The sequence below is a fragment of the Corynebacterium sp. Marseille-Q2823 genome, from assembly GCF_903645345.1.
GTDB lineage: Bacteria > Actinomycetota > Actinomycetes > Mycobacteriales > Mycobacteriaceae > Corynebacterium > Corynebacterium hiratae.
In genome coordinates this window covers 93,679-120,212 of sequence record NZ_CAHJXS010000004.1, presented here as the reverse complement: position 1 = coordinate 120,212, position 26,534 = coordinate 93,679, and the positions used below count along the sequence as shown (strand labels likewise).

Here is a 26,534-nt window from a genome sequence, read left to right as displayed (position 1 = left end):
GTCAAGCTAAGGAAACGTGAGCGTATGAAGGTGTTTGGGTGGTGTTGGTGATTGAGCAGGGGGTGCACACCGGAAAGGGAAATACTCGGCGTCTTGGTCGGGTAGTAGTTGCTGGCCTTGCCATTCTCTGTATCGGCGTGGGGCTGTCGCTGGCGTTGGGGGCGCGCAGCATTCCTTTCAGTGACGTGTTGGCCGCCCTTCGAGGTCAGCCTGGTATAGCTTCCTCGATCGTGTGGGAGAGGCGGCTTCCCCGTACTCTCGTGGCCGTTTGTGCGGGCTGTGCTTTGGCTCTCGCTGGTGCAGTTCTGCAGATTATGACGCGCAACCCTTTGGCAGATACCGGAGTTTTCGGGATTAACGTAGGCGCCAGCTTGGCCGCGGCCATTGCTCTGGGCTGGTGGGGGTGGCAATCACCTTTTGCTTTTTCGCTCGCAGCCATCATCGGTGCGGCAGTGACCATGCTGCTGGTCACCGCGGTAGGGCGTGGCAGAGCTGGCGATGTTGATCCGCTGAGACTGATTCTTGCAGGTGTAGCCATCGGGGCGGTATGTGAAGGGCTTTCCTCCGCTCTCATCCTGGTAGATCCGCACTCTTTTGCACGTATCCGCGCGTGGGTGACGGGCTCTGTTGACGTGGCCTCGTGGACACCGGTGGCGATTACAGCCGGCGGGTTAGCAGTTGGTGTGGTGCTGCTGATTGCCTTTGCGCGCCATTTGCCGCCCCTTGCTCTGGGGGATGACGTTGCGGCGGGTCTCGGTATCAACCTCAAACTGACTCGTTTGGGACTTGTCGCGGCGGTAACAGTGTTGGCTGCTACCGCTACCGCAGCGGCGGGGGTGATTGTATTTGTCGGATTAGTCATCCCGCATGTTGTCAGGCTGTGCGGGATATATGAAGAACGGGCACAGCTTGTCGCCGCTGCCGTGGTGGGGCCTTTGTTTTTGTTGGGAGCCGATATTGTGGGGCGCTACCTCACTGCTGCTGAGTTGCCGGCTGGCGTCACGGTGTCGCTCATTGGTGCCCCAGTATTGATTGCGCTGTCCCATCGCGCTGGAAGGAGGCTGTGATTGTGAGCGTGAGAAGTGTTTTGTCCTTTACGGGCATTGTGATCGTCGCGCTGGCTATTGCTGCCTATTCGCTCTTCTCGCCTGGTGCCGGGCAAGAAAGCGCAGCGTTGTGGTCCGTGGCTACGAATCCCAATAGCACTGACTTTGCGGCCACCGTCGTGTGGCAATGGCGTGCTCCGCGGGTGGTTGCTGCGATTGTCGTAGGAATGTGTTTGGGCATAGCGGGCGCCATCTTTCAGATCCTTACTCACAATCCTCTGGGGTCGCCCGACATCATCGGGTTTAATACCGGTGCCTATACCGGTGTCATCGCGGTTTCCTTGGCGGGCTTTAGCTCCGCGTTCAACATTGCGCTAGGCGCATTGGTGGGTGGGGCTCTCACTGCGTTACTCATCATGGGGCTTTCATTTGCAGGAAGGCTTACGGGAGCAAGACTGATTGTGGTGGGGATTGGAGTGACGTTCTTTCTTTCAGCAATAAACAAGTGGTTGATTCTTAGCGGTGAGTTGGAGCAATCCTTAGGCGCGGCGACTTGGGCTGCTGGAACATTGAATGCTGTGTCCTGGGCACGAGTTATTCCATTGGGGGTGCTGGGAGGCGCGGCGTGCGTCGCTGGGTTGCTGCTGCGTGGCTGGTGCGACGCGCTTGCCCTGGGGGATAGCGCGGCGAGTGCGTTGGGGTTGAACGTGAGTCGTGCACGTGTGGTGATGGTTCTGGTTGGCACAGTTCTTGTCGCTGTATCGACGGCGATAGCGGGTCCAATCTCATTTATCGCCCTCGCGGCCCCGCATATGGCTCGGTTGCTCTCGCGTCCAGACAGGACACCGGTGTTGCTCTCTGGAGTCCTCGGTGCTCTTTTCTTGCTCGCTGCCGACTTAGCAGGGCAGCGACTGTTTTTCCCAATTACTCTGCCTGCCGGTCTTATTACGGTGTGCGCCGGTGGCATCTATCTGGCGGGTCTGCTGCTGTGGCAATCCCGAGCTGCCGGAATGAAAGGTCAGTAAAGTGAACCAGCAAAAAGTATGTGACGGTGCGCCGAGCGTGCGGGCTGAGGGGGTGAGCATGTCCTACGGGAGGACTGCCCCGCTAATTCTCGACTCGGTGGATGTGTCTTTTCCGGCCGGGAAATTCACTGCCATTATCGGTCCCAATGGTTGTGGAAAATCCACTTTGGTCAAGGTGTTGGCGCGGTTGGAAACACCGAACGCGGGCGCGGTGCGCATTGGCGAACAAGATGCAGCCGCATTCTCTCGGCGAAGCTACGCTCGGCGCGTCGCCGTGATGTCGCAGCAATCCATAGCTCCCGAAGGGATCAATGTCAGGGAACTGGTCGCGCGCGGGCGCTTCGCCCACCAAGGATTTATGGGGTGGAGGAGTCAGGAGGACGAGCGTGCTGTTAGTCGCGCGCTAGCAAAGGTAGGCCTTGAAGAACTGGAGACGGCCGAGGTAGCGGCGTTGTCTGGTGGTCAGCGTCAGCGTGCTTGGCTGGCTATGGCCCTCGCCCAGGAAACGCCTGTGCTCTTCTTGGATGAGCCAACGAGCGCTCTTGACATCGGATACCAGCATTCCTTCATGCGGCTGATGCGACAGCTGGCAGGAAACAAAACCCTCATTGCGGTCATTCATGACTTGGCGCATGTATTGCGCTATGCGGATCGCGTCGTGGCGATGAAAGATGGAAAGGTGTGGGACGCGGGCGTGCCGCGCGACGTCATTACCCCTGCCCTTATTGAGGAACTCTATGGGCTGACAGTCCGCGTTGTAGATGTGGACGGTGAGCCAGCAATCGTCCCTGTGGGGTGAGTTTCCGCCAAACCGGTTTTGTTTTCCCAGCGTGTGGGCGGTAATTAAAAAAAGTTGAGTGGATCGGGAACAACTTTGGGTTTGCCCGCGTTGTGTAGGTTGAGTGACCGGCGCTCAGGTTTGGATGACAATGGGTGCCGCTTCTGTTAGAGTTCAACCCTGAACGCGGCGGAAGTTGAGTCGCGCACTATCAACTTAAGAACAAACCCCAACAAGCAAGGAGAAAAGATTATGGGACGCGCAGTAGGAATTGACCTCGGTACCACCAACTCGGTCGTATCCGTTCTGGAAGGTGGCGAGGCCACCGTTATCGCTAACTCCGAGGGTTCCCGCACCACCCCGTCCGTCGTGGCTTTCGCTAAGAACGGCGAAATCCTCGTCGGCCAGTCCGCGAAGAACCAGGCGGTCACCAACGTTGACCGCACCATCCGCTCCGTCAAGCGCCACATCGGCACTGACTGGACCATCGACATCGATGACAAGAAGTACACCCCGCAGGAGATTTCGGCCCGCACGCTCATGAAGCTGAAGCGCGACGCCGAGGCTTACCTGGGTGAGGACGTTACCGACGCCGTTATTACCGTCCCGGCTTACTTCGAGGACTCCCAGCGCCAGGCCACCAAGGAGGCCGGTCAGATTGCAGGCCTCAACGTCCTGCGCATCGTTAACGAGCCGACCGCCGCTGCACTGGCCTACGGCCTGGAGAAGGGCGAGCAGGAGCAGACCATCCTGGTCTTCGACCTCGGTGGCGGTACCTTCGACGTCTCCCTGCTGGAGATCGGCGACGGTGTGGTCGAGGTTATGGCTACCGCTGGTGACAACCAGCTCGGTGGTGACGACTGGGACCAGCGCATCGTCGACTGGCTCGTGGATAAGTTCAAGGCTTCCCAGGGCGTTGACCTGACCAAGGATAAGCGCGCCGTCCAGCGCCTGCGTGAGGCAGCTGAGAAGGCCAAGATTGAGCTGTCCTCCTCCCAGTCCGCCAACATCAACCTGCCGTACATCACGGTGGACGCGGAGAAGAACCCGCTCTTCCTGGATGAGACCCTGTCCCGCACCGAGTTCCAGAAGATCACCCAGGACCTGCTGGATCGCACCAAGGAGCCGTTCAACCAGGTCATCAAGGACGCTGGCCTGTCCCTGTCCCAGGTTGACCACGTGGTTCTCGTCGGTGGCTCCACCCGTATGCCGGCTGTGTCCGACCTGGTGAAGGAAATGACCGGCAAGGACCCGAACAAGGGCGTGAACCCGGACGAGGTCGTGGCAGTCGGCGCTGCGCTGCAGGCAGGTGTGCTGCGCGGTGAGGTCAAGGACGTGCTGCTTCTCGACGTCACCCCGCTCTCCCTCGGCATCGAGACCAAGGGTGGCGTGATGACCAAGCTCATCGAGCGCAATACCACCATCCCGACCAAGAAGTCCGAGACCTTCACCACGGCTGACGACAACCAGCCTTCCGTGCAGATTCAGGTCTTCCAGGGTGAGCGCGAGATGGCCTCCGCCAACAAGCTGCTCGGCTCCTTCGAGCTCGGTGGCATTGCCCCGGCACCGCGCGGTGTTCCGCAGATTGAGGTCACCTTCGACATCGACGCCAACGGCATCGTCCACGTGACCGCTAAGGATAAGGCCACCGGCAAGGAAAACACCATCAAGATTCAGGATGGTTCCGGCCTCTCCCAGGAGGAGATCGACCGCATGGTCAAGGACGCCGAGGCTCACGCTGAGGAGGACAAGAAGCGCCGCGAGGAGCAGGAGACCCGCAACCAGGCGGAATCCACCTCCTACCAGACCCGCAAGTTCATGGATGAGAACTCCGACAAGCTGCCGGAGGACCTCAAGACCCGCGTGACCGAGGCTGCCGACGCCGTCGACGAGGCCCTCAAGGGTGATGACATTGAGGCGATTAAGTCGGCCGTCGAGAAGCTTGGCACCGAGTCCCAGGAGCTGGGCAAGGTCCTGTACGAGGCACAGGCTGCTGAGGCAGGTGCCGAGGGCGCCGCTGCTGGTGAGACCGCTGGTGACCCGAACGTCGTCGACGCCGAGGTTGTCGACGAGGACGACGAGAACAAGGAGAAGTAAACCATGACCTCCCCTCAGGACCCGGGCAACCCGGCCAACACCGACCCTGAGGCAACCTCCGCTGAGGCTGCGGAGGCTGCCGCCGCCGAGGCTGCTTCTGCCGACGGTGCCACCGACGAGGCCGCTGAGGCGCAGGCTGATGCTGCCACCGCGAACACCGCTGAGGCAGAGGCCGCGGTAGAGGATGCCGCCCGCGATATCACCGATGAAGCGGCCGCCGGTGATGACGCCAGCGCTGAGAACTCCCTGGAGGCTCAGCTGGCTGAGCGCACCGAGGATCTGCAGCGCCTCAACGCGGAGTACACCAACTACCGCCGCCGCACAGAGCGTGACCGTCAGGCCGTGATCGAGACTTCTAAGGCTAAGGTCCTGGCAGACTTCCTGCCTATCCTTGATGACCTGGAACTCGCACGCCAGCACGGTGACCTCAACGAGGGGCCGCTCAAGGCCATCGCGGACAAGCTCACGGGAGTGCTGACCAAAAACCAGCTGACCCCGTTCGGCGCCGAGGGCGATGCCTTCGACCCCGAGGTGCACGAAGCAGTCCAGGACCTCTCGACTGGTGACGAACAGGTCATCGGTACGGTTCTGCGCCGCGGCTACACGGTGGGCGAGCGAGTTGTGCGCACCGCCATGGTGATTATCGCCGACCCTGCCGAGTCAGCCGATACCGCTGACAGTCCGGATACCCCGGATAACGCAGAATAGGTAGTACAGGTGGCGTCAGGGCTCAGTGTTCCTTGGCGCCACTCTTCTTTTCACTAGTTAGTTAGCATTTTTACTTAGCAAAAATCTTAAGACCCAACCGTTTATCGATTCTCCTGAAAGGAGGAGATGCCCAGTGAACGCTAAGCCAGAATGGGCAGACAAGGATTATTACGCGGACCTGGGGGTCTCCTCATCCGCTACTGCTGAAGAAATTAAGCACGCGTACCGCAAGCTGGCCCGCCAGAACCACCCCGACGCCAACCCGGATAACCCCGCGGCGGCGGAGAAATTCAAGCAGGTGGCTGAGGCCTATGATGTGCTGTCTGATAAAGCTACCCGCAAGGACTATGACGAGTTCAAGGCCATGATGCGCGGCGGTGGCTTTGGGCGGAGAGGAGGCGCCGGGTTTCCCGGCGGGTTTCGATCCACGCACATGGGTGGACCGGGTGCGCAAGACTTCGACCTCTCGGACATCTTCGGAGGATCCGCTCGAGGAGCGTCTCAAGGCGGCGGTCTGGGGGATATCTTCGGTGGCGTTTTCAACCGCGGCGGTGGTGCTGGCCACACAGCTCGGCCGTCGCGGGGGGCCGACGTCGAAACGCACATAACCCTCGACTTCCGCGAGGCGGCTAAGGGAACCACCATCCCGCTGCAGCTGAGCGGCGAAGCCCCCTGCACCACGTGTCACGGTTCCGGGTCCAAGACCGGCAAGCTGTCGACGTGCTCGACGTGTGATGGCACCGGGTTCACCTCGGAACAGCGCGGCTCTTTCGGTTTCTCGGCGCCGTGTACCGACTGTGGGGGCACTGGCCAGCGCGCGGAGGATCCGTGCGCGGATTGCTCTGGCACCGGAACGGTACACCGCACCCGCTCGATTACGGTGCGTATCCCTGCCGGAGTTATCGATGGCCAAAAGGTGCGCCTGGCTGGCCAGGGCGAAGCGGGGCCGAACGGCACCCCGTCCGGCGATCTCTTCGTGGCGGTTACGGTGAAGCCCGACAAGGTTTTCACCCCGGAAGGCGATGACCTACACGTCACCGTCCCCGTCTCCTTTGCGGAGCTGGCCTTGGGTGACACCATTACGGTGCCAACCCTCGATTCGCCCGTGCGCGTCAAGGTACCGGCGGGAACGCCCGACGGGCGCACGCTGCGCGTCAAGGGCCGCGGCGTGGCCAAGCGTGGTGGCAAGGCCGGCGACCTCATGGTGACCGTGCAGGTCACCGTGCCCTCCACATTGGATGCTGCGGCCTCCTCGGCGCTGCGCAGCTACGCGCAGGCGGAGAAGGACTCCGGCTTCGATCCGCGTGCCGGCTGGGCCGGCAACACGGTGACGCGCTAGTAGGAGGTGTGAGATGAGCAAGGACGACACAAATCGAACCGATGCGGCCCAGCCCAAGGCGATGTACGTCATCTCTGTAGCCGCGGAACTATCCGGCATGCACGCTCAAACCCTGCGCACGTATGACCGGATGGGGCTGGTCTCCCCGGCCCGCACCTCCGGGGGTGGGCGCCGCTATTCCGAGAGCGACATCGAGCTCTTGCGCAAGATTCAGGCACTCTCGCAAGATGATGGTGTGAACCTAGCCGGCATCAAATCCATCATCGAGCTGACTGCGGAGCGTGACCGTCTTGCCGCCGAGCGCGATGAGCTGCAGGCGGAGGTCGAGCGCCTGCGCAGCCAAGCGCGACCATCGCGCGGCGAGCTGGTTCACGTACCGCGTTCTACCTCCGTGGTGATGTGGACGCCGCGGCGCAACCGCCGCCGCGGCAGCTAGGCACTTCCCCCTCCTGTGAGGGGGTTCTTTCGTTTTAGAGCCAGCCTGCTCTGTCCGGCCTAAGACCGCGTGCTCTTCGCTTAAAAGCTTAAGAAGTGCCGTTGTTGCCAAAGATCCACGGTCCAGAGCAATTGTGGACATGATCTTTGGCAACTCGGGCACTTTTTCTGGCGGCAACCGTCCAGAAGAAAAAGCTTTCCTTGTAGAAAACGTGAGTTTGTTGAAAAATAGCGCTACACTCGCACCCAACGTTGTGTGGCCTGTCACATTCCTTGGAGAATGTGTCCGTGAACCACTGGTGAAGGCGCAACGGAAACCCTTAAGACAACAAGAAAGGTGCGATGACCATGACTTTGTACGCTAACCCCGGAACCGCAGACGCCATCGTCAACTACCGCGAGCGCTACGACAACTACATCGGCGGCGAGTGGGTACCGCCGGTCGACGGCGAGTACATGGACAACATCACCCCGGTGACCGGTGAGGTTTTCTGCCAGGTGGCCCGCGGCAAGGAGGCGGATATCAACCTGGCCATTGACGCTGCGGAGAAGGCTTTCGAGACCTTCGGCAAGACCACCCCGGCAGAGCGCGCGCTTCTGCTGCACCGCATCGCCGACCGCATCGAGGAGAACTTGGAAAAGATCGCCGTCGCGGAGACCTGGGAGAACGGCAAGGCCGTGCGCGAGACCCTCGCCGCCGACATCCCGCTGGCGGTCGACCACTTCCGCTACTTCGCCGGCGCCATCCGCGCGCAGGAGGGCCGCCTGTCGCAGATTGACCAGGACACTGTGGCTTACCACTTCCACGAGCCGCTGGGCGTTGTGGGCCAGATTATCCCGTGGAACTTCCCGCTGCTCATGGCGGCGTGGAAGATCGCGCCGGCGCTGGCTGCGGGCAACACCATCGTGATGAAGCCCGCCGAGCAGACCCCGGCCTCCATCCTGCTGCTCATTGAGATCATTGAGGACCTCCTGCCGAAGGGCGTGCTCAACATCGTCAACGGTGTAGGTGAGGAAGCAGGCGTGGCGTTGTCCACCTCGGACCGCATCGCCAAGATTGCCTTCACCGGCTCCACCCCGGTGGGCAAAATCATTAACAAGGCCGCTGCAGACAAGGTCATTCCGGTCACCCTGGAGCTCGGCGGCAAGTCACCGTCCATCTTCTTCGCGGACATCATGGACAAGGACGATGCTTACCTGGAGAAGTGCGTCGAGGGCTTCGTCATGTTCGCTCTCAACCAGGGCGAGGTCTGCACCTGCCCATCGCGTGCGCTGATCCACGAGGACATCGCGGACAAGTTCCTGGAGAAGGCCCTGGAGCGCGTAAAGAAGATCAAGATCGGCCACCCGCTCGACACCGAAACGATGATGGGCGCGCAGGCCTCCCAGGAGCAGATGGACAAGATCACCGAATACCTCGAGATCGGCCCGAAGGAAGGCGCGGAAACCCTCATCGGTGGCCACGTGAACAAGGTAGAGGGCTTGGAGAACGGCTACTACATCGAGCCGACCGTCTTCCGTGGAACCAATGACATGCGCATCTTCCGCGAGGAAATCTTCGGTCCGGTGCTTTCCGTGGCTACGTTCAAGGACTTCGAGGAAGCCATTCAGATTGCCAACGACACCAACTTTGGCCTCGGTGCCGGTGTGTGGTCGCGCCACCAAAACACCTGCTACCGCGCCGGGCGCGAAATTCAGGCCGGCCGCGTATGGGTTAATCACTACCACGTGTACCCCGCCCACAGCGCTTTCGGCGGCTACAAGGAATCAGGCATCGGACGCGAGAACCACCTCATGATGCTGTCCCACTACCAGGAGACGAAGAATATGCTGGTGTCCTACTCTGAGGAGCATGCCGGCCTCTTCTAAAAGGCAGCAATTCCAATTGGCTGCTTACTAGTAGCGTTGGGCGATGACACCCAGACCCCGCAGAAATGCGGGGTCTTTCCAATAGGAGCCATGATCGCCCGGTAGCCCACTCGCGCCCGGCACTGCGTTGGCGCCGAAGGCAGGGGAGGAAGGATCCGGGCCGTGAATGCCGCCGCGCGGTCCGGTGGTGGCGGCGATCGGATCCTCGGCGTTGCGTGCGCTCCAGACCGCGAATGCGGCGATCTACACGGGCGCGACGAGACGTACGTCATCGCAACATACGTGCTGTGCGCCATCCCCACCCAACATAGGAACCATTAATGTGTGCACAGCCGCACCGGCGGCCGGAAGCACTGGGCGCCGCCTCGTGTGCCGCCAGCGAGAGGGGACAGCAATCCGCGCGCAGCGGGCTGAGCGGGCATCGCGGGCGCTCACTGTGGGCCAGTAGCTCGGAAGCCACCGCCCACAAACGTGCTGACTTGGGCCGCGTGCGTGCCGATACTCTCTGGGTCGACGAGCACCACCAGTCGCCCGGGGCTGGCCTCCAGCACGGTGAGGTCCGGATTAGCTGCAACCAGGGAGCGGACCTCCTCGCTGGCCATGGTCAGCTGGACCTCATGCAATTCCGCCAGGGATAGCTCGCTGAAATCCTCCAGGCGGGTCGGCGGCTCACCCAGCTCCGGGGTGCACAAGGCACTCAGCTGGCGGGCGCAGGCCCAGTCGAGGGCATCGGCCAGCGTGTCGAGGTGCCCCAGCACCGCGCTGGCGGGCTCCGCAAGAGCGGGAACCGCAGCGAGCCGAAGGGCTCGAACGCGCAGATACTCGATCCGCTCCATCAACGGCGCATAAAGACTCACGATGTGTGCTGCCACGCGCATCTGCTGCGCCGGACCCAGCAGGGCATCGGTGGCGCTGTGGAGGGTGCCGCGCGCTGCGTCCGCGGCCGCCCCAGAAATCGATAGCGCTACCCAATGATGGTGTGACGCATCGATATAGCGGGCAAGCTCAGCGGCATAATCCTCCAAACGGTAAGCCTCCGCGCGCAATGCCTCTGCTGCGCTCATTGGGGGTCTCCCAAGAAAGAGGAAAGCTCCGCATCGACACCCTGGGCTGCACCCACGAAGCGGTCAAGCTCCTCCAACTGGGCTCGCCGCGCACCCTCACTGAGCCTTCGTGACTCCTCCCACCGCGCGCCGAGGATCTCCAAGGCACGTGCGGTCCGGGGAGGCTTCCGCACCGAGGGCAACGCGGTGGGGGAGGAATGGTCGAGGAGGGAGCGGATCTGCTGGCGGGCACCGCGGTCAATAGCGAGATGGTTCATGGCATCGAGACTGCGTCAGCAGCCCACCCGCCGTAAAGGAGGGGAGTGCCGAATCCGCGAAATCTGTGGATAACTAGTCCAGGCTCGTCTACCGTGGGCCGCATGAAGGTAGCAGCAGTTCAAATGACCAGCACCGGGGACGTTGAGAAGAGCCTCGCCGTGGCGCTTGACAAGATTAAGGGAGCCGCGGATAACGGCGCGCAGCTCATCGTCCTACCGGAAGCTACCACCCAAAGCTTCGATTCCGGGCGCCTCGATACGAACGCGGAGGGACTCGATGGCCCCACCGCCACCGCCGTGCGCGCCCTAGCGGAAGAACTCGGCGTGTACGTGGTCCTGGGAATGTTCGCCCCGGCGGATACCGTCGAGCGCGGTGAGAAAACCATCAACCGCGTGGCCAACGTTGCGCTCATCGCCGGGCCCGGAGTCCTCAGCGGTTACGAGAAAATCCACACCTACGATGCCTTCAAATACAAGGAATCCGATACCGTCCGGCCGGGTGAATCACTCGTTACCTTCGAGGCCGGGAGCCTCACTGTGGGCGTGGCCACCTGCTATGACATCCGCTTCCCCGAGCAGTTCAAGGAACTCGCCCGCCAGGGCGCCCAGCTCATCGTCGTGCCCACCAGCTGGGCGGATGGCCCGGGCAAGCTGGAACAGTGGCGCCTGCTCAGCGCAGCGCGGGCGCTCGATTCCACGACGTACATCCTGGCGGCTGGCCAGGCTCGCCCCGGCGGCGAGGCCAAGGCGGGTGAGGCCTCTGGGCCGACTGGTATCGGGCACTCCGTCCTCGTGGCGCCAGATGGCACGCGTCTTGCTGAAGCCGGCTATGAGCCAGAAATCCTCTACGGCGAGGTGGAGCCAGACACCGTGGCAAAGGTCCGCCAGTCCCTCCCCGTCTTGGACGCTTAAGCGCTCAGAGCGCCTAGGCCCACTGGGACTTCTTCCACGCCGCCCAGGCCTCCCAGTCATCGCCCCAGCCGTCGAGCTCCGCGGCGGAGGCCGCCCACTCGTGGCCACGCTGCCAGCTATCAGTGGTGATAGCCTCCTCCGCGACGCCACCCGCGAGCAAGGCCGCGCGCGCTAGCTCGACGCGGTCGGCGGGACCAATGAGCACGAAGCGGCGGTCGGTTCCCTCGGCGAGCACCGGTTCCATCGGCTCCTTGGCCACCACGGGATCGAAGCCTGCGGCGGCCGGTTGTGCGCCGAGTAGCCAGGGGTCCTGGCCTTCCCGGACGATGTGGCGCAGCTGCAGGCCTGGAGCCGCAGCCTGCAGGTTGGCCTGGAATTCCGTGTCATAGTGCTCGCCCGGCGAAGGAGCCACGGCATAGACCTGGAGCCCGGTGGGAAGGTTGTTCGCTAGGCCGTCGAGAAGCAGCGCCCGCGCGCCTGCCCAGCCGGTACCGAAGGAAATCAGTGTCGTCGTATCATCCAGCCGCGGCGGCTCACCGGCGGGCGCGCCCAGCGTCCACCAATCGCCCGGCTGCGCCTTGGCCAGCATGGAGGAGGCCTCACCGGCCAGCGCGAGGTGGAATGTCAGCTGCCCGGAGTCCTCCGGGGGTGCTGCCGGGGTTAGCGGGCGCCAGGTGCCGGGCGTGAGCTGAGACGTCACTGGAACGTGCTGCCCCGCGCGGTAATCCAGCGCCACGCCCGATTCCAGCCGGATCGCCGCGGTGCGCCGGTTCGGCTTGTCAACGGCTACCACCTGGGCGCTGTGGGCAGGGGGAACACCATCAGAGTCCGCCTCCTGCGCCGCGGCGCGCATGATCGAGCACACCTGGGAAATGGTACGCGTGGCGACGTCGTGCTGGTACGGGGTAAGCCCCAGAACCTCCAGCCCGTGAACGAGCGATGCCTCGAATTTCGGATAGACCTCAGGGGGAAAACCGTGGCGGCGATGATCGCGGCCCATACGTGCCAGGCGCTTGGCGACGTCCCCCTGTACCTCACCGTCCTCCACATTCTCCAGCACCCACGCGAGCGCGGGGGCCATGGAGGGGTGAGTGTCCTTCATCGATAGTGCAAAGACTTGGCGGGATTCGACGACGTTGGCGAAAAAGTGCCTGTGTACTGCATCGCGATAGTCTTCAGCATGGTTGCGTAGATGCTCACCCAGTTCCCTCATGCCCGCCCATCCTAGCCCCTGGGGGTAGTGACCAATTGCCCTAGGGTTATATGCCAGGGGTGGCAAAGTGGGGTGGGGGTTGTAGTGTAATCAACGGTTCATTTCCCGAAAGAGGGTGAGTCTCGTCTCTAGGACGCCGCAGCGCGCGGCACGGAAGGAAGTTTTCGCATGGAAGAATTCTCTGCGTTCACAATCATGACCGACGTGGGCTGGATTTCCTTGCTCATGGTCATCGGCAACGTTTTGCGCCACCAGATTAAATTCGTATTCCAGGATTTGCTGCTGCCTGCACCCATCACCGCCGGCCTGCTCGGCCTGCTCTTCGGCCCCAACGTCCTGGGGTGGATCGGCTTCTCCGACAACCTCGGTGATTACACCTCGCTGCTCATCGCCATAGTCTTCGCCTCCATGGCCTTTTCCATGGAGATGGGTGGCAACATGGGCAAGGGTGCCCGCAACATGTGGGGCTATTCCACCATGATGTTCACCGGCCAGTGGGGCTTGTTCATTGTCCTCGGCCTCCTGCTGTTCAAGCCGACTTTTGATACCCCGGACTGGTTCGGCATGATGCTGCCCGTCGGCTTCACCGGCGGTTTCGGTACCGCGGCCGCCGTGGGCAGCGCGCTGGAAGGCGTGGGTGCTGAGGCGGCATCCTCCTTGGGCTTTACCTCCGCCACCGTGGGTACGCTGGCCGCCATCATCGGCGGTATCGTCGCCGGTAACTGGGGCATTCGCAAGGGCAAGGTTTCCCACGTTCCGAAGGAGCTCCCGGAGGAGCTGCGCCGCGGCTACATCTCGCGCTTGGAGGACCGCCCTTCGCTGGGCCGCGCCACGACGAACCCCTCCGCCATCGAGCCCATCACCCTCCACGTGGGCTTCATCGCCCTGACCGTGATGACCGCCTATGGCATTAACAAAGGGATCGCCTCCGTGTGGGAGAACGTCTCCATCCCGCTGTTCGCTATGTCCATGGTCGTGGGCCTGCTCTTCCGTGCAGTGATGAACATGGTGGGCGCCAAGGATTACCTGGATAAGGACACGGTGAGCTCGGTGTCCGGTGCGGCAACCGACTACCTCATTGCCTTCGGCGTGGCCGCCATTGTGCCGGCCGCTGTGGCCGCCTACTGGCAGGCTCTTCTCCTGCTCTTCGTCTTGGGCACCATTTACTGTGCATTCTTCCTCATGTGGTTCCCCGCCGAGTTCTTCGGCGAGCGCTGGATTGAGCGCGGCATTTTCGGCTGGGGCTGGGCGACGGCGACCGTGGCCACCGGTATTGCGATTCTCAAGATCGTGGACCCGAAGCTCAAGTCCGGCACACTGTCGGAGTATGGCATGGCCTACATTGGCTTCGGCCCCTTCGAGATCTCCTGGACCATCATCGCGCCGCTGTCGGTGATGTACGGCTTTACCGCCGGCTTCGGCTGGATCTCCCTGGGTATCGCGGTGGTTATTTACCTCGTCTTCAAGTTCAGCGGCATGATGCCGCCGCGCGGCACCATCTTCAAGGAAGGCATCGGGCACGTCGGTTCATCGAAGTAGACGCTGACCTGCTAGCACGTGAAAACCCTCAGCCTTATGGCTTGAGGGTTTTCTCGTTTTAAGCAAGTCCTGAGTAGTAGTGCGAAATGAATCTCAGCTTGCATTGCTCTTGTGAGAAGAAAAAGGCTAAAATTCAGGAAGCTGTCAGCGTGGCGCTCTCGCAGCCTCTCTTTTTCTTTCCCTCAGTGTGCGCAGGCTTAGGAATCCATATGCATTTTCTTTATGAAGACTCACCTCGTGAGGTCATCCTCGAGTCTGCTCTTCACATTGGCGCCGCGCAGGGTGATGAGGCAATTACCGTGGAGTCGGTGGCGAGGCTCGCGGAGGTTACTCCCGCCGAGGTTCGCGCGGAATTCTCGGATCGTGAGCAGATAGTTGCCGCCATCCCGGACTATGCCTCCGAGCGCAAGGTCAAGTTTTTGGAGGAGACGCTCGACGCCGCTCCTGGCTACGCTGATCTGTTCACCAAGCTGACCACCTTCACGGAGGCCTATTACGAGTACGCCGAGCGTGAACCGGAGCTTTTTCGCTACCTGTTTGAGCAGAAGGGCTGCGTCTTTGAGGATGAGTGGCAGTCCCTCCTGCAGGGAAACAGATCGGGCAACCGCGCGCTGGATCTGATCTATGACAACATCGCGCTCATCGCGGACGATGCACAGCTTGAGGTCGGGCCGGATGTGTGCCCCCAGACCTTGGCAAAGCTGAGCGTTGCTAGCTGGGCCACCGTCCACGGAATGGCCCACCTGAGCATCCTCGGCGTGCTGCGGCACCAGCATTCGGTGGTGCGGCGCTTCAACCTGCGCGAGGTGTGCAAGGCGCTCATCGGAACCCTGTTCATGACGGCCGAGACGTTGGAGCTTCCCGATCTGCGCCACCCGATGCAGGAGTACCGCGCACTGCTGAGCAGCTTTACGCCGGACCGGGACCTTTCCCTGGATATTACCGCCATCGAGGATCTGACAGAGCTTCCCGCGGAGCAGGCCCGCGCGGCCGTCGTGGAGCGCGCCATCCAGCTGGCGGCGTGGGTCGGCATGCAGTCGGTGACTATTGAGAACGTCGCCGAATACTTCGGTGTTTCTGAAGTTTTCGTCGCCTCTCTGGTGGACAATGACTTCGTTCTACGTGAAACCGTCGAGCAGGAGACCGACCGTGAACTCGTGGACGGCATCCTCTACCTTTTGGAGCGGCTGCCGGAGGGGGCCTCGGCCGTCGATAAGCTCCTGTGCGTGGCGGTGGCCTATTTTCATTACGCGGTGGAGCATCCGGAGCGCTACAGCGCCTGCATCGGTGCAGCGTCTGGCTCCGTGGTCCCGCTGAGTGAGGACGGCGAGGAGCAGACCCAGATGAGCGAATCCTTCGCGCTGCTCATGCGTTTTGCCCGTGAAGCCCTGCGGGAAGCCGGGCACGAGCCGGAGGACCGCCTGGTCTACATCAAGAACTTCATCCTGTGGGCCGGTGCCGACGGCATGTGTCACCTGGCCTCGGTGGGCGAATTCCGCAACATCGACCTCGACGAGAAGTGGTCGCTCTATTACTCCGTGGCGGCGGTCGTCCTAGCATCGTTTAAATACGGCCTTCCCCAGGAAGCGGCAGTAGCTAACCCCTAGCCCCGCGCACTGACACCACGGGCAATCCACAGCAATCCGCGTCACGCAGAAAATCACACAGCGCAACGTCTGCGTACCTTCAGTGACATGCTGGAGGCATCCAGCAAAAGACGTCTGACAAAAGGCATCAGTCATAAGGCGTTTTTACGGCTAAAAACGCCATTTACGCATTGCAGATGGCGTTTTTAGGCCCAAAGATGCCGTTTGTCAGATGCCTTGTGCGGAACGCCCTTCGGACGAAGGCGCATTTTAGTGCGGGCCAATCCCACCCCACCGCCGAACACCGCCAAGCAGCAGCGCCAAGAACAGTGCCAAGAATGGCGTTGCTTACCCGCCCATGACCTAAGTCGGGGTAAAAGACGCACACCGTAGACTTGAGCGAACCGCGCTCAAGCTGGCCGGGGGTGAAAGATCTAAAAAAGTTCTAGTTGAGTGGAACAGACTCAAGTTCTGTAGCGTTATAGACAGTGAAGCTTCCTTCCCTGCTGCAGCCGCAGGGAGGTTTGGATAAACAGTAGAAACGGAGAAACACAATAATGAGTTCTTTCAACCCCACCACTAAAACTCAGGAGGCCCTGCAGCAAGCACTGCAGACGGCCTCCGCCAACGGTAACCCGGACATCCGCCCGGCACACCTCTTAGCAGCCATCCTCGAGCAGAAGGACGGCATCGCCGCCCCGGTGCTCAAGGCCACCGGCGTGGATCCGGAGACGGTTCTCAAGGAGGCGCGCCAGCTTATCGACGCCCTCCCGAAGGCCGAGGGCGCCAACATGGCGAACCCGAACTTTAACCGCGACGCCCTCAACGTCCTCACCCGCGCCCAGGAGCTGGCCGGCGAACTCGGCGATGAGTACGTCTCCACCGAGGTCCTGCTCGCCGCTATTGCGGGCTCCAAGTCGGATGCGGCTGAGCTATTGACCTCCCGCGGCGCCACCTATGACGCGCTGAAGGGCGCTTTCCCCTCCGTGCGCGGCGCGGCCAAGGTGACCTCGGAGAACCCCGAGGAACAGTTCCAGGCCCTGGAGAAGTACGCCACGGACCTCACCGCCCGCGCCCGCGAGGGCAAGATTGACCCGGTGATCGGCCGCGATCAGGAGATCCGCCGCGTGGTCCAGGTGCTTAGCCGCCGCACGAAGAACAACCCGGTGCTCATCGGTGAGCCCGGCGTGGGTAAGACCGCCATTGTGGAGGGCCTGGCCCGCCGCATCGTGGCCGGTGACGTGCCGGAATCCCTCAAGGGCAAGACACTGCTGAGCCTGGACCTCGGCTCCATGGTCGCCGGCGCGAAGTACCGCGGCGAGTTCGAGGAACGCCTCAAGGCTGTCCTCGATGAGATCAAGGCTTCCGATGGGCAGATCATCACCTTCATCGATGAGCTGCACACCATCGTGGGCGCTGGTGCTACGGGCGAAGGCTCGATGGACGCCGGCAACATGATTAAGCCCATGCTGGCCCGCGGCGAGCTCCGCCTGGTTGGCGCCACCACCCTCGACGAGTACCGCAAATACATCGAGAAGGACGCCGCCCTGGAGCGCCGCTTCCAGCAGGTCTACGCCGCCGAGCCTTCCGTGGAGGACACCATCGGTATCCTCCGTGGCCTCAAGGAGCGCTACGAGGTGCACCACGGCGTGCGCATCCAGGACTCGGCCTTGGTCTCTGCCGCGGAGCTCTCGCACCGCTATATCACCAACCGCTTCCTGCCGGATAAGGCCATCGACTTGGTCGATGAGGCTGGCTCCCGCCTGCGCATGGAGATTGACTCCTCCCCGCAGGAGATTGATGAGCTGGAGCGCGTTGTGCGCCGCCTCGAGATTGAGGAGCTGGCTTTGAAGAAGGAATCGGACGCGGCCTCGAAGGACCGCCTGACCGCCCTCCAGCAGGAGCTGGCGGATGAGCGCGAGAAGCTTGGTGAGCTCAAGGCCCGCTGGGCCAATGAGAAGAAGGCCATCGATGACGTGCAGACCATCAAGGAACAGCTGGAGGATCTGCGCCGCCAGGCAGAGATTGCGGAGCGCGATGGCGACCTAGCCCTCGCCTCCGAGATCAACTACGGCAAGATCCCGCCGCTGGAGAAGGACCTGGCTGCCGCCGAGGAGAAGGCCGCGCAGCAGCACAACACCATGCTCAGCGAGGAAGTCACCCCGGATACCATCGCGGAGGTCGTCTCCGCCTGGACCGGCATCCCGGCCGGAAAGATGCTGCAGGGTGAGACCGAAAAGCTGCTCAACATGGAGTCCGTGCTGGGACAGCGCGTGGTAGGCCAGAAGGAAGCCGTCACCGCGGTCTCTGATGCCGTGCGCCGCGCCCGCGCCGGTGTGGCCGACCCGAACCGCCCGACCGGTTCCTTCCTCTTCCTGGGCCCCACGGGCGTAGGTAAGACGGAGCTAGCAAAGGCTCTGGCGGACTTCCTCTTCGACGATGAATCTGCGATGGTTCGCATCGACATGTCCGAGTTCGGTGAGAAGCACTCCGTCGCCCGCCTCGTCGGTGCCCCTCCGGGATACGTGGGCTACGACGCCGGCGGCCAGCTCACGGAGGCAGTGCGTCGCCGCCCGTACACGCTGGTGCTTTTCGACGAAGTCGAGAAGGCCCACCCGGACGTCTTCGACGTGCTGCTGCAGGTGCTCGATGAGGGCCGCCTGACCGACGGCCAGGGCCGCACCGTGGACTTCCGCAACACCGTCATCATCCTGACCTCGAACCTGGGTGCCGGCGGCACCAAGGAAGAGGTCATGGAGGCGGTCAAGCGCAGCTTCAAGCCGGAGTTCATCAACCGCCTCGATGACGTCGTGATGTTCGAGCCGCTCACCTCGGATCTGCTCTCTGGCATCGTGGACATCCAGCTCAAGGGCCTGGCCGAGCGCCTGTCCGGCCGCCGCCTGACGCTGCAGGTCTCTGACGCCGCCAAGCTGTGGCTGGCCGAGCGCGGCTACGACCCGGCCTACGGCGCCCGCCCGTTGCGCCGCCTGATCCAGCAGGCCATCGGTGACCAGCTGGCCAAGAAGCTGCTGGCCGGTGACATCGTGGACGGCGATACCGTGCACGTTGACGTCGCCGACGGTGGCGAGCGCCTCGAGCTAGCTGCCCGCACCGCCTAAGGCACTTAAACCGGTGAGCGCGGTGAGCACGATTAGTACTCACCGCGCTCACCGGTCGCCAGCACCCGCTCATGCCCCTATGATCTGGGGCATGAGCATTTTGGTCTCCCCTCACGAGTTGAGTGAGAAGATTTACCGCGGTGATAAGACGACCATCCTCGCTTCCCTCTGGGCACCAGGGGAAGGCGAGGCCTTCAACCAGTTTTCCTCCCTGCACATTCCGACCGCCCAGTACGCGGACGCTGCCTCTGCCTTCGTGGGCCTGCCCGGCTCCAAGGCGGGCCGCAACCCTCTCCCGCAGACGGAGAAGGTCCAAGAGTGGATCGATCACTGGGGCTTGCACGCGGACAGCGAGGTCGTGGTCTACGACGAAGGCCGCGGCCTCTTTGCCGGCCGTGCGTGGTGGACGCTGCGCTGGGCCGGTATCCGCAACGTCCGCATTCTCGATGGCGGCCTGTCCAATTGGCGCGCCCAGTCGCTGCCCACGCTCACTGGCCCTGGCAACTTGGGCATGCCCTCGGACTTTAAAGTGACGACGGGGTCAATGCCCACGGTCACCCTCGATGAGGTTAAGGAACACAACGGGCTGCTTCTCGACGTTCGCACGCGCAACCGCTTCGCCGGCCGCCGCGAGAACCTCGACTTGAAGGCCGGCCACATCCCGGGCGCGGTTAACCTTCCGGAGCGCCTCTTCCACACGGAAGACATCACCGTGTGGAAGTCCAAGGAAGAGATCCTGGAGATCCTCGACGACCACGGCGTGACCAAGGAGAACGTGGACGGCGCCATCATCTACTCCGGCTCCGGCAACCACTCCGCGCTCACCATCGCCGTGCTGGAATACGTCGGCTTTACCGGCCTGCGCCACTTCGTGGGTGGCTGGTCGCAGTGGTCAGCCAACCCGAAGAACCCGGTGGAACGCGGCGACCGCGAGCACGTTTAGCACCCGCACCCGCCGCCCAGTTGTGCGCGCCCAAACCTGTGCGTGACCAGCGCGTCAGCGCGGATCGGGCGCGCCGGGCGATTAGAGTCGATCAGTGATGCCTTTCGTACTCTTATCCCTCGCCGCCGTCGCGCTCGCGGCTGGTCTCATCGTGCTCTGGCTGGACCAGCGCCAGCGCGCCGCTCTCTCTGCCGGCGACCCCGCTGATAACGCCGCTACCGATACGGCTGACGACGCGGCAGTCGACCCCGCCGCGCCTGAATCCGTCGCCGACGGCGTTGCCGATTCCGCCGCTGCCGACGCAACGCACGACGCCTCCAACCCGGAGCCCGAGGTCGTTCAGGAATCAGAGTTCACCCCAGAGCCGGAACCCGTTGTTGAGCACCACCCCGAACCTTCCGACGAACCCGTTGCTGAGCCCAAAGAACCCGAAGAGACCGAAGAGACCAAAGAACCCGCTGCTGAGCCCGAGGATTTCACCGAACCGCAGGCTGCAGCGCCCAGCTTCGCGGCGCGTGCGGAGCGCGCCAAGTACTTCGTGCCGGGCAGCGCCCGCCGCGAGCGCAAGGCCTTTGGCCAGCAGCGCGGCTGGGAATACGCCAAGCATGATTCCTACCTGGCGGATGAGTGGAGCCGCGGCGCGGCCGCCCGCGGCCAAGAACCCAGGGACATCGTGGCCGGAAACTTCCGCGGCCACGAGACCCTCCTTTTCGATATGGGCACGATCCCGGTCATGGCCATGCGCACCGGCGCGGCCTCGGACATCGTGGTGGATTTCCGCCGGGCAGGGGAGAAACGGCCAGGGGAGACAGTGGACAACTCGTCCGAGGATCTGGTGTACGTGCGTGAGGAGGAAGGGTTTGAAGTCTTCGCCTCCGATGCCGGCGTGGGCCAGCGCCTCATCGATCCTCGCGTCAGCGCGGCGCTACACCGCCTACCCGCCGCCGTGACCGCCGTGTGGATGGAAGGGGAGTGGGTGCTTGCCCAAACCACCAAGCACGCCCGCAGCGCGGAGTGGGAAGAGTTGCTGGAACCGCTAGCCCTACTGGCTGATGCCGCCCGCGTCCTTCCGCCGCGCTCTGAGGCAACGCAGGTCCTGCGCGTCGATGAACTCGACCCGAGCCGCGACATTCCGCAGCCCCCGCAGCCCGAACCTACCGGGCCCACTGCCGTCCCGGACCGTGATGATTCTCTCGACGCGCCCACCATCCAGCGGCCCACTGAGCCGGTGGTCATGCCGAGCCGCAGCACCAGCGAGGCGCGCGGCACCATTGACCACTCCAGCCTGGGCGCGGATGAAGTGGATGCGATTGCCGATGGCCACGAACGCCCCACCCACGAAAACAATCAGGCCCGCTTGCCGCGCCGCTTCGACGGCGGCTCGTCCATCTTCGACTAACAGCAACTCCCAACAACCCTCGATGTGCCAGCAACCCTGGATGTGGCGGCCACCCGCGGGGAAGAGGGTAAACTACAGGACGGATTTTTAAAGGCTAGAAAGCCACAGACTTTAAGGAGCGAGCGATGAGCCTGGATCAGCAGAAGAAGCAACGCCTAGCAGAGCTGGTGAAGGAGCTGGCCGTCGTCCACGGCAAGGTCACGCTGTCCTCCGGCAAGGAGGCCGACTACTACGTGGACCTGCGCCGCGCCACCCTGCAGCACGAAGCCTCGCGCCTTATCGGCTCGCTGCTCCGCGAGCTCACCGCCGACTGGGACTACGCCGCCGCCGGTGGCCTGACCATGGGCGCGGACCCGGTCGCGCTGTCCATCATGCACGCCGATGGCCGCGACATCGACGCCTTCGTTGTCCGCAAGGAAGCCAAGAAGCACGGCATGCAGCGCCAGATTGAGGGCTTCAACGTTGAGGGTCAGAAGGTGCTCGTTGTGGAGGACACCACCACGACCGGTAACTCCCCACTGACCGCTGTCAAGGCGCTGCGCAAGGCCGGCGCCGAGGTGGTCGGCGTGGCCACCGTGGTGGACCGCAACACCGACGCCGGCGCAGCTATCGCCGCCGAGGGCTTGGAATACCGTTACCTGCTGGGCCTGGAGGACCTCGGCCTTGCCTAAGCCCGAGGAAGAGGCGGAGGCTAAAGGTCCCACCGAATGGAATGAGGGCCGCCACGGCGTCGGCCCCTGGGAAGGCCCGTTGCCCGAAGGGCCCGAAGCGGAGAAATACGATCCCGAGCTTCTCGCAGAGGGGGCCCGCCGCAATGTCGTCGACGCCTACCGCTACTGGACGCGCGAGGCGATCCGGGAGGATATCGACACCCGCCGACATGCCCTGCACATCGCCATCGAGAATTTCGAGAACGATGCCAACATCGGCACCGTGGTACGCACCGCCAACGCCTTTGCCGTCGATACCGTCCACATCGTGGGCCGGCGCCGCTGGAACCGGCGCGGTGCCATGGTCACCGACAGGTACCAACACCTCATGCACCATGCGGACGTGAACGAGTTGATGGCCTGGGCGGCCGACCAAGACCTGACCGTCGTGGCCATTGATAACACCCCCGGGTGTGTGCCCCTAGAAACCGCGGAGCTGCCCGAGCGCTGCTTGCTCCTCTTCGGGCAGGAAGGGCCGGGGGTTAGCCCGGAGGCCCAGGATGCAGCAGTGATGACGTGCTCCATCGCGCAATTTGGTTCTACTCGCTCCATCAACGCGGGCGTGGCCGCGGGCATTGCCATGCATGCATGGATTCGGCAGCATGCGGATTTATCAAAAGCTTGGTGAGATCCCGCGCACTGTGTTTACATCTAGGTAACGAATTCACATTGTGAGAATGATGAGACAAAAGTGTTAGAGAAATGGTCCCACCGCGCCGACCTTGCGGAAACAGCCATCAATGAGCGCCACGCGCAAGCCGTGTGGGGCTTGCCCCGAACCAACCTTGCCGTGGTGAGTTGGCCACCCACCACCAAGGAATCACTCTTCGTCCACTGGCATTACTGGTGGCAGGCACACTACCTGGACTGTCTTGTCGACGCCGCCCTGCGCAAGAACACCAAGGCGCGCCGCACGCTCATCGCCAACACCATCCGCGGCGTCCACGTGCGCAATCTCCAGCCACTGACGAAGAACCGTTACTACGACGACAAGGCCTGGATGGCCCTGGCCATCGCCCGCGCTGGCGAGCTTAAGAAGATGCGCCCCCACAAGAAGCTGAGCAGCCTGCAACACAACATCCGCGATGGCATCGACTCACAGGTGGGCGTGCTGCCTTGGCGCGAGGGTGAGACCTTCCTCAACGTCCCCTCCAACGGGCCGGGCGCCATCATGCTGGCTCGCATGGGCCGGGTCGAGGAAGCTCGCCACATCGTGGACTGGATCTATGACCACCTCATCGATGACGATGGCTTCGTCATGGATGGCATCCGCATGCGCATGGATGGCCGCGAGGTCGTCCGCGCCATCCACCCCTACTGCCAGGGTGTGGTGCTCGGGGCCTGCCTGGAAATCGTGCTGGCGCTGCGGGAGAAGACCGGCCTGCGCTCCGTGGAGGACATCGACTCTGTCCACGAGGCCGAACTCGCCGCAGACATGATGGACTACACCACCCGCATCCGCGGCCTGGTCCAAGCGGTGGCCACGGGCATGGCAACGTACACGGGCGTCATCGATTGGCAGACTGGCGACGGTGACGGCGGCCTGTTCAAGGGCATCCTCGCCCGCTACCTGGCGGATGTAGCGGTGCGCCTGCCGGGCGATTCCCCAGCCAACCGCGCAACCAAGAAGCTGGCCGCTCGCCTCGTAACGGCCTCGGCGGAATCCGTGTGGGAGCACCGCCTGGAGGTGGATGGCTTGCCCATCTTCGGTTCCGACTGGACCGCGGATGCGAAGCTTCCCCACAACTACGGTTTTGGGCCCTCTTCGCTGAGCCAGAAGATGGGAATTATCCGCGTGGCTGAGCGCGATTTGTCCGTTCAGTTGTCCGGTTGGATGTTGTTGGAGGCCTGCACCCGGATTGTGAAGTACAAGTCAGAATCCAAGAAATAGCAGCGTTTTCCCAGTAAGACGGGGCATTTCCGCCCGTGCGGAGCGGTGTTTAAGTGAGGTCACATCACATCTCGCGGCGGAAAACCACAACAACAGGCATACTTGGATGTTGGAACGTGTTGTTTCGCTGGACGTGGGACGGCACGGCTTACTGCACAGCAACTCCAAAGGATGGAATTTCATGCCTATTGCAACCCCTGAGGTTTATAACCAGATGCTGGATACCGCCAAGAAGGGCGGCTTCGCATTCCCGGCAATTAACTGCACCTCCTCCGAAACCATCAACGCCGCTCTCCGCGGCTTCGCCGAGGCTGAGTCCGACGGCATCATCCAGTTCTCCACCGGCGGCGCCGAGTTCGGTTCCGGCCTGTCCGTGAAGAACAAGGTTGCCGGCGCCAAGGCACTGGCTGCCTTCGCTCACGAGGCTGCTCAGCACTACGGCATTAACGTTGCGCTGCACACCGACCACTGCCAGAAGGAAGTTCTGGATGAGTACGTGCGCCCGCTGATCGCCTTCTCCCAGGAGCGCGTTGACCGCGGCGAGCTGCCGCTCTTCCAGTCCCACATGTGGGATGGCTCCGCTATCCCGATCGATGAGAACCTCGTGATCGCACAGGAGCTCCTCGAGAAGGCCCACAACGCCAACATCATCCTTGAGGTTGAGATTGGCGTCGTCGGCGGCGAAGAGGACGGCGTTGAGGCTAAGGCCGGCGCTAACCTCTACACCTCCCCGGAGGACTTTGAGAAGACCGTCGATGCCCTCGGCACCGGTGAGAAGGGTCGCTACCTGCTGGCCGCTACCTTCGGCAACGTCCACGGCGTGTACAAGCCGGGCAACGTGAAGCTGCGCCCGGAGGTCCTCGACGAGGGCCAGAAGGTTGCCGTGAAGAAGCTTGGCCTGGAGGAAGGCTCCCAGCCCTTCGACTTCGTCTTCCACGGTGGCTCCGGCTCCGAGAAGGAGAAGATCGAGGAGGCACTGCGCTACGGCGTCATCAAGATGAACGTTGATACCGATACCCAGTACGCCTTCACCAACCCGGTTGCACGCCACATGTTCGCCAACTACGACGGCGTCTTCAAGATCGACGGCGAGGTGGGCAACAAGAAGGTCTACGACCCGCGCTCCTACCTCAAGAAGGCTGAGCAGGGTATGGCTGACCGCGTAGTTGAGGCCTGCCAGGACCTGCACTCCGTAGGCAAGACCGTTTCTAAGTAAACCCACACCAACCGGATGACGCCGCTGAGCAGCCGCCGGCGCTAAGCGGCGTCGTCACGCCATCCCGACATGCCACCCCTTCGCCCATGAGGGGTGGCTTTGTTCGTCCAAACCCGCCGCCAGAACGCGTAAAATACCGGAGTCATGGAAGCGCAAGAGTCATCGTCGAGTTCCTCAAGTACCGTCAAGCGCGTTCGCAAAACTACCCGCGAGCAGCTGCGGTTGGTGGATAAGTCCCTCAAGGCGCGCCTCACACGCATCCGCAACCGGCTCGTGTTCATGCTCCAGTGCACGATAGGCGCGGGTTTGGCATTCTATGTTGCGCACGGTTTCTTCGGCCACGCGCAGCCCTTCTTTGCCCCGATGGCCGTCATCATCATCCTCGGACTATCGGGCAGGGACCGTCTCAAGCGCGCCGTGGACATGGCCCTCGGCGGTGTTGTAGGAGTCTTGGTGGGCACGCTGCTTGTCGACGCCCTCGGGACCGGCCCCATCCACATGACCATCATCATCGGGTTGGCCCTGATTATCGGTTCTTTCTTCACTAGTTCGCAGCTGGTGAGCAACCAAATCGTTATTGCCGCCATCCTCATCGCCACCATTCTTCCCCCGGAAGAAATGGGCGGCATCTCCCGTGCCATTGACGCCATTATCGGCGCGGTCATTGGCCTCACGATGATCGTGCTGATTCCTTCCTCGCCCCTGCGTGCGGGGCGCTCGGAAGTCTCGAAGGTCCTGGGCATTACCTCCCTGGTCCTCTCCGACGTGGCCAAGGGGCTGGAAGAAAATGATCCCGAAACCATCACGGAGGCCCGCGATGCTGTGCGCGGCACGCAGGATGACATCAACAACATGCTCAACGCCACCAAGGGCGGCGCGGAAACCGCGCGGCTATCGCCCTTCCTGTGGAGCACGCAGCGCACCGTGCGCTCCCTAGAGCGCATTCTCACGCCTGTCGACAACGTGGTCCGCGGTACCCGCGTGCTGTCCCGCCGCGCCCTCGTTCTCGCCGAGGACGGCGATCAAGCCACCGCCGAGCAAGTCGAGATCATCGACGAACTCGCTGAAATCACGATGGAGCTATCCGATCTCTACACCCACCAAACAGCGCGCGAGCGCCGTGTGGATGAGGCGCATGCCATCCCGGAGATAGTCAAACGCCTACGCCAGCTGGGTGCGCGCTGCTCGATGGACGTTGCCGGCGAGGAGGCAGTCCTCTCCGCTTATGCCGTGCTCGCCCAGACGCGCTCCATCATCGTAGACCTTCTCATGGTGTGTGGCATGTCGCGGGAGTCGGCAGTTGCACAGCTGGTGCCCACCTCCAAGCACCCGGCCTACCCGCCGGAGGTCTGGGAGGAAAACTAAGGCTGGTCTAGGGCAGCTGATAC

Annotated in this window: 22 protein-coding genes; 19 read left to right on the top strand and 3 right to left on the bottom strand. The window is 62.7% G+C overall.

What is annotated here, in order from left to right; translation table 11 throughout:
* Nucleotides 1-38: 38 nt before the first annotated feature.
* The 8 genes from HWX44_RS06140 (at nt 39) to exaC (ending at nt 9,297) form a co-directional block, all read left to right on the top strand.
* The gene (locus HWX44_RS06140) at nt 39-1,067 is read left to right on the top strand and encodes a FecCD family ABC transporter permease (protein WP_369799722.1); all 1,029 of its coding nucleotides are present in this window, start codon (nt 39-41) and stop codon (nt 1,065-1,067) included.
* The gene (locus HWX44_RS06135; protein WP_232745432.1) at nt 1,064-2,071 is read left to right on the top strand and encodes a FecCD family ABC transporter permease; all 1,008 of its coding nucleotides are present in this window, start codon (nt 1,064-1,066) and stop codon (nt 2,069-2,071) included. Before HWX44_RS06140 ends, HWX44_RS06135 begins: the two co-directional genes overlap by 4 nt.
* 1 nt (nt 2,072) lies before the next feature.
* Nucleotides 2,073-2,870 carry an ABC transporter ATP-binding protein gene (locus tag HWX44_RS06130; RefSeq protein ID WP_046647139.1) on the top strand — a complete coding sequence of 266 codons (798 nt, stop codon included), beginning with the start codon at nt 2,073-2,075 and terminating at the stop codon, nt 2,868-2,870.
* Nucleotides 2,871-3,101: 231 nt separating this feature from the next.
* The gene (dnaK, locus tag HWX44_RS06125; protein WP_175973711.1) at nt 3,102-4,946 is read left to right on the top strand and encodes a molecular chaperone DnaK; all 1,845 of its coding nucleotides are present in this window, start codon (nt 3,102-3,104) and stop codon (nt 4,944-4,946) included.
* 3 nt (nt 4,947-4,949) lie between these two features.
* Complete coding sequence (grpE, locus tag HWX44_RS06120; RefSeq protein WP_175973709.1) at nt 4,950-5,654, top strand: nucleotide exchange factor GrpE; 705 nt, start codon at nt 4,950-4,952, stop codon at nt 5,652-5,654.
* A 133-nt stretch (nt 5,655-5,787) separates the two neighbouring features.
* Nucleotides 5,788-6,993 carry a molecular chaperone DnaJ gene (gene dnaJ, locus HWX44_RS06115; protein ID WP_175973707.1) on the top strand — a complete coding sequence of 402 codons (1,206 nt, stop codon included), beginning with the start codon at nt 5,788-5,790 and terminating at the stop codon, nt 6,991-6,993.
* A 13-nt stretch (nt 6,994-7,006) separates the two neighbouring features.
* Nucleotides 7,007-7,429, top strand: a complete 423-nt coding sequence (locus HWX44_RS06110) for a heat shock protein transcriptional repressor HspR (protein ID WP_175973704.1) — start codon at nt 7,007-7,009, stop codon at nt 7,427-7,429.
* Nucleotides 7,430-7,776: 347 nt separating this feature from the next.
* Nucleotides 7,777-9,297 carry an acetaldehyde dehydrogenase ExaC gene (gene exaC / locus HWX44_RS06105; RefSeq protein ID WP_175973702.1) on the top strand — a complete coding sequence of 507 codons (1,521 nt, stop codon included), beginning with the start codon at nt 7,777-7,779 and terminating at the stop codon, nt 9,295-9,297.
* Between the two features lie 431 nt (nt 9,298-9,728).
* Here the strand turns inward: exaC and HWX44_RS06100 are convergent, their stop codons facing one another.
* Both HWX44_RS06100 and HWX44_RS06095 read right to left on the bottom strand, forming a co-directional pair.
* On the bottom strand, nt 9,729-10,361 hold the full coding sequence (locus HWX44_RS06100) for a hypothetical protein (RefSeq protein WP_254868124.1): 633 nt from the start codon (nt 10,359-10,361) through the stop codon (nt 9,729-9,731).
* Nucleotides 10,358-10,618 carry a hypothetical protein gene (locus HWX44_RS06095; RefSeq protein ID WP_175973700.1) on the bottom strand — a complete coding sequence of 87 codons (261 nt, stop codon included), beginning with the start codon at nt 10,616-10,618 and terminating at the stop codon, nt 10,358-10,360. Before HWX44_RS06095 ends, HWX44_RS06100 begins: the two co-directional genes overlap by 4 nt.
* A gap of 102 nt (nt 10,619-10,720) precedes the next feature.
* Here HWX44_RS06095 and HWX44_RS06090 point away from each other — a divergent pair, with 102 nt between their 5' ends.
* The gene (locus tag HWX44_RS06090) at nt 10,721-11,530 is read left to right on the top strand and encodes a carbon-nitrogen hydrolase family protein (RefSeq protein WP_175973699.1); all 810 of its coding nucleotides are present in this window, start codon (nt 10,721-10,723) and stop codon (nt 11,528-11,530) included.
* Nucleotides 11,531-11,543: 13 nt separating this feature from the next.
* Here HWX44_RS06090 and HWX44_RS06085 read toward each other — a convergent pair whose 3' ends face one another.
* Nucleotides 11,544-12,743, bottom strand: a complete 1,200-nt coding sequence (locus HWX44_RS06085) for an FAD-binding oxidoreductase (protein WP_175973697.1) — start codon at nt 12,741-12,743, stop codon at nt 11,544-11,546.
* Between the two features lie 168 nt (nt 12,744-12,911).
* Between HWX44_RS06085 and HWX44_RS06080 the strand changes: the two genes are divergently transcribed.
* The 10 genes from HWX44_RS06080 to HWX44_RS06035 all read left to right on the top strand — a co-directional run bounded on the left by HWX44_RS06080 (nt 12,912) and on the right by HWX44_RS06035 (nt 26,511).
* On the top strand, nt 12,912-14,282 hold the full coding sequence (locus tag HWX44_RS06080) for a sodium/glutamate symporter (protein ID WP_175973695.1): 1,371 nt from the start codon (nt 12,912-12,914) through the stop codon (nt 14,280-14,282).
* A 209-nt stretch (nt 14,283-14,491) separates the two neighbouring features.
* Complete coding sequence (locus HWX44_RS06075) at nt 14,492-15,889, top strand: TetR/AcrR family transcriptional regulator (protein WP_175973692.1); 1,398 nt, start codon at nt 14,492-14,494, stop codon at nt 15,887-15,889.
* A 536-nt stretch (nt 15,890-16,425) separates the two neighbouring features.
* The gene (clpB, locus tag HWX44_RS06070; RefSeq protein WP_175973690.1) at nt 16,426-18,987 is read left to right on the top strand and encodes an ATP-dependent chaperone ClpB; all 2,562 of its coding nucleotides are present in this window, start codon (nt 16,426-16,428) and stop codon (nt 18,985-18,987) included.
* Between the two features lie 91 nt (nt 18,988-19,078).
* Complete coding sequence (locus HWX44_RS06065; RefSeq protein WP_175973688.1) at nt 19,079-19,930, top strand: sulfurtransferase; 852 nt, start codon at nt 19,079-19,081, stop codon at nt 19,928-19,930.
* A gap of 97 nt (nt 19,931-20,027) precedes the next feature.
* On the top strand, nt 20,028-21,329 hold the full coding sequence (locus tag HWX44_RS06060; protein ID WP_175973686.1) for a hypothetical protein: 1,302 nt from the start codon (nt 20,028-20,030) through the stop codon (nt 21,327-21,329).
* Between the two features lie 125 nt (nt 21,330-21,454).
* The gene (pyrE, locus tag HWX44_RS06055; protein WP_175973685.1) at nt 21,455-22,000 is read left to right on the top strand and encodes an orotate phosphoribosyltransferase; all 546 of its coding nucleotides are present in this window, start codon (nt 21,455-21,457) and stop codon (nt 21,998-22,000) included.
* A complete protein-coding gene (locus HWX44_RS06050; RefSeq protein ID WP_175973682.1) occupies nt 21,993-22,667 on the top strand; it encodes a TrmH family RNA methyltransferase in 675 nt (224 codons plus the stop codon). Before pyrE ends, HWX44_RS06050 begins: the two co-directional genes overlap by 8 nt.
* Before the next feature lie 63 nt (nt 22,668-22,730).
* Complete coding sequence (locus HWX44_RS06045) at nt 22,731-23,930, top strand: glycoside hydrolase family 76 protein (protein WP_070682384.1); 1,200 nt, start codon at nt 22,731-22,733, stop codon at nt 23,928-23,930.
* A gap of 181 nt (nt 23,931-24,111) precedes the next feature.
* Nucleotides 24,112-25,146, top strand: coding sequence for a class II fructose-bisphosphate aldolase (gene fbaA / locus HWX44_RS06040; protein ID WP_010188696.1), 1,035 nt, complete (start codon nt 24,112-24,114; stop codon nt 25,144-25,146).
* Nucleotides 25,147-25,290: 144 nt separating this feature from the next.
* The gene (locus HWX44_RS06035; protein WP_175973680.1) at nt 25,291-26,511 is read left to right on the top strand and encodes an FUSC family protein; all 1,221 of its coding nucleotides are present in this window, start codon (nt 25,291-25,293) and stop codon (nt 26,509-26,511) included.
* Nucleotides 26,512-26,534: the final 23 nt, after the last annotated feature.

What these genes read in the sequence shown, in the direction of transcription:
- dnaK (WP_175973711.1), top strand. Translation starts at nt 3,102, where the DNA reads ATGGGACGCGCAGTAGGAATTGACCTCGGTACCACCAACTCGGTCGTA.
- grpE (WP_175973709.1), top strand. Translation starts at nt 4,950, where the DNA reads ATGACCTCCCCTCAGGACCCGGGCAACCCGGCCAACACCGACCCTGAG.
- HWX44_RS06110 (WP_175973704.1), top strand. Translation starts at nt 7,007, where the DNA reads ATGAGCAAGGACGACACAAATCGAACCGATGCGGCCCAGCCCAAGGCG.
- exaC (WP_175973702.1), top strand. Translation starts at nt 7,777, where the DNA reads ATGACTTTGTACGCTAACCCCGGAACCGCAGACGCCATCGTCAACTAC.
- HWX44_RS06100 (WP_254868124.1), bottom strand. Translation starts at nt 10,361, where the DNA reads ATGAGCGCAGCAGAGGCATTGCGCGCGGAGGCTTACCGTTTGGAGGAT.
- HWX44_RS06095 (WP_175973700.1), bottom strand. Translation starts at nt 10,618, where the DNA reads ATGAACCATCTCGCTATTGACCGCGGTGCCCGCCAGCAGATCCGCTCC.
- HWX44_RS06090 (WP_175973699.1), top strand. Translation starts at nt 10,721, where the DNA reads ATGAAGGTAGCAGCAGTTCAAATGACCAGCACCGGGGACGTTGAGAAG.
- HWX44_RS06085 (WP_175973697.1), bottom strand. Translation starts at nt 12,743, where the DNA reads ATGAGGGAACTGGGTGAGCATCTACGCAACCATGCTGAAGACTATCGC.
- HWX44_RS06080 (WP_175973695.1), top strand. Translation starts at nt 12,912, where the DNA reads ATGGAAGAATTCTCTGCGTTCACAATCATGACCGACGTGGGCTGGATT.
- HWX44_RS06075 (WP_175973692.1), top strand. Translation starts at nt 14,492, where the DNA reads ATGCATTTTCTTTATGAAGACTCACCTCGTGAGGTCATCCTCGAGTCT.
- clpB (WP_175973690.1), top strand. Translation starts at nt 16,426, where the DNA reads ATGAGTTCTTTCAACCCCACCACTAAAACTCAGGAGGCCCTGCAGCAA.
- HWX44_RS06065 (WP_175973688.1), top strand. Translation starts at nt 19,079, where the DNA reads ATGAGCATTTTGGTCTCCCCTCACGAGTTGAGTGAGAAGATTTACCGC.
- HWX44_RS06060 (WP_175973686.1), top strand. Translation starts at nt 20,028, where the DNA reads ATGCCTTTCGTACTCTTATCCCTCGCCGCCGTCGCGCTCGCGGCTGGT.
- pyrE (WP_175973685.1), top strand. Translation starts at nt 21,455, where the DNA reads ATGAGCCTGGATCAGCAGAAGAAGCAACGCCTAGCAGAGCTGGTGAAG.
- fbaA (WP_010188696.1), top strand. Translation starts at nt 24,112, where the DNA reads ATGCCTATTGCAACCCCTGAGGTTTATAACCAGATGCTGGATACCGCC.
- HWX44_RS06035 (WP_175973680.1), top strand. Translation starts at nt 25,291, where the DNA reads ATGGAAGCGCAAGAGTCATCGTCGAGTTCCTCAAGTACCGTCAAGCGC.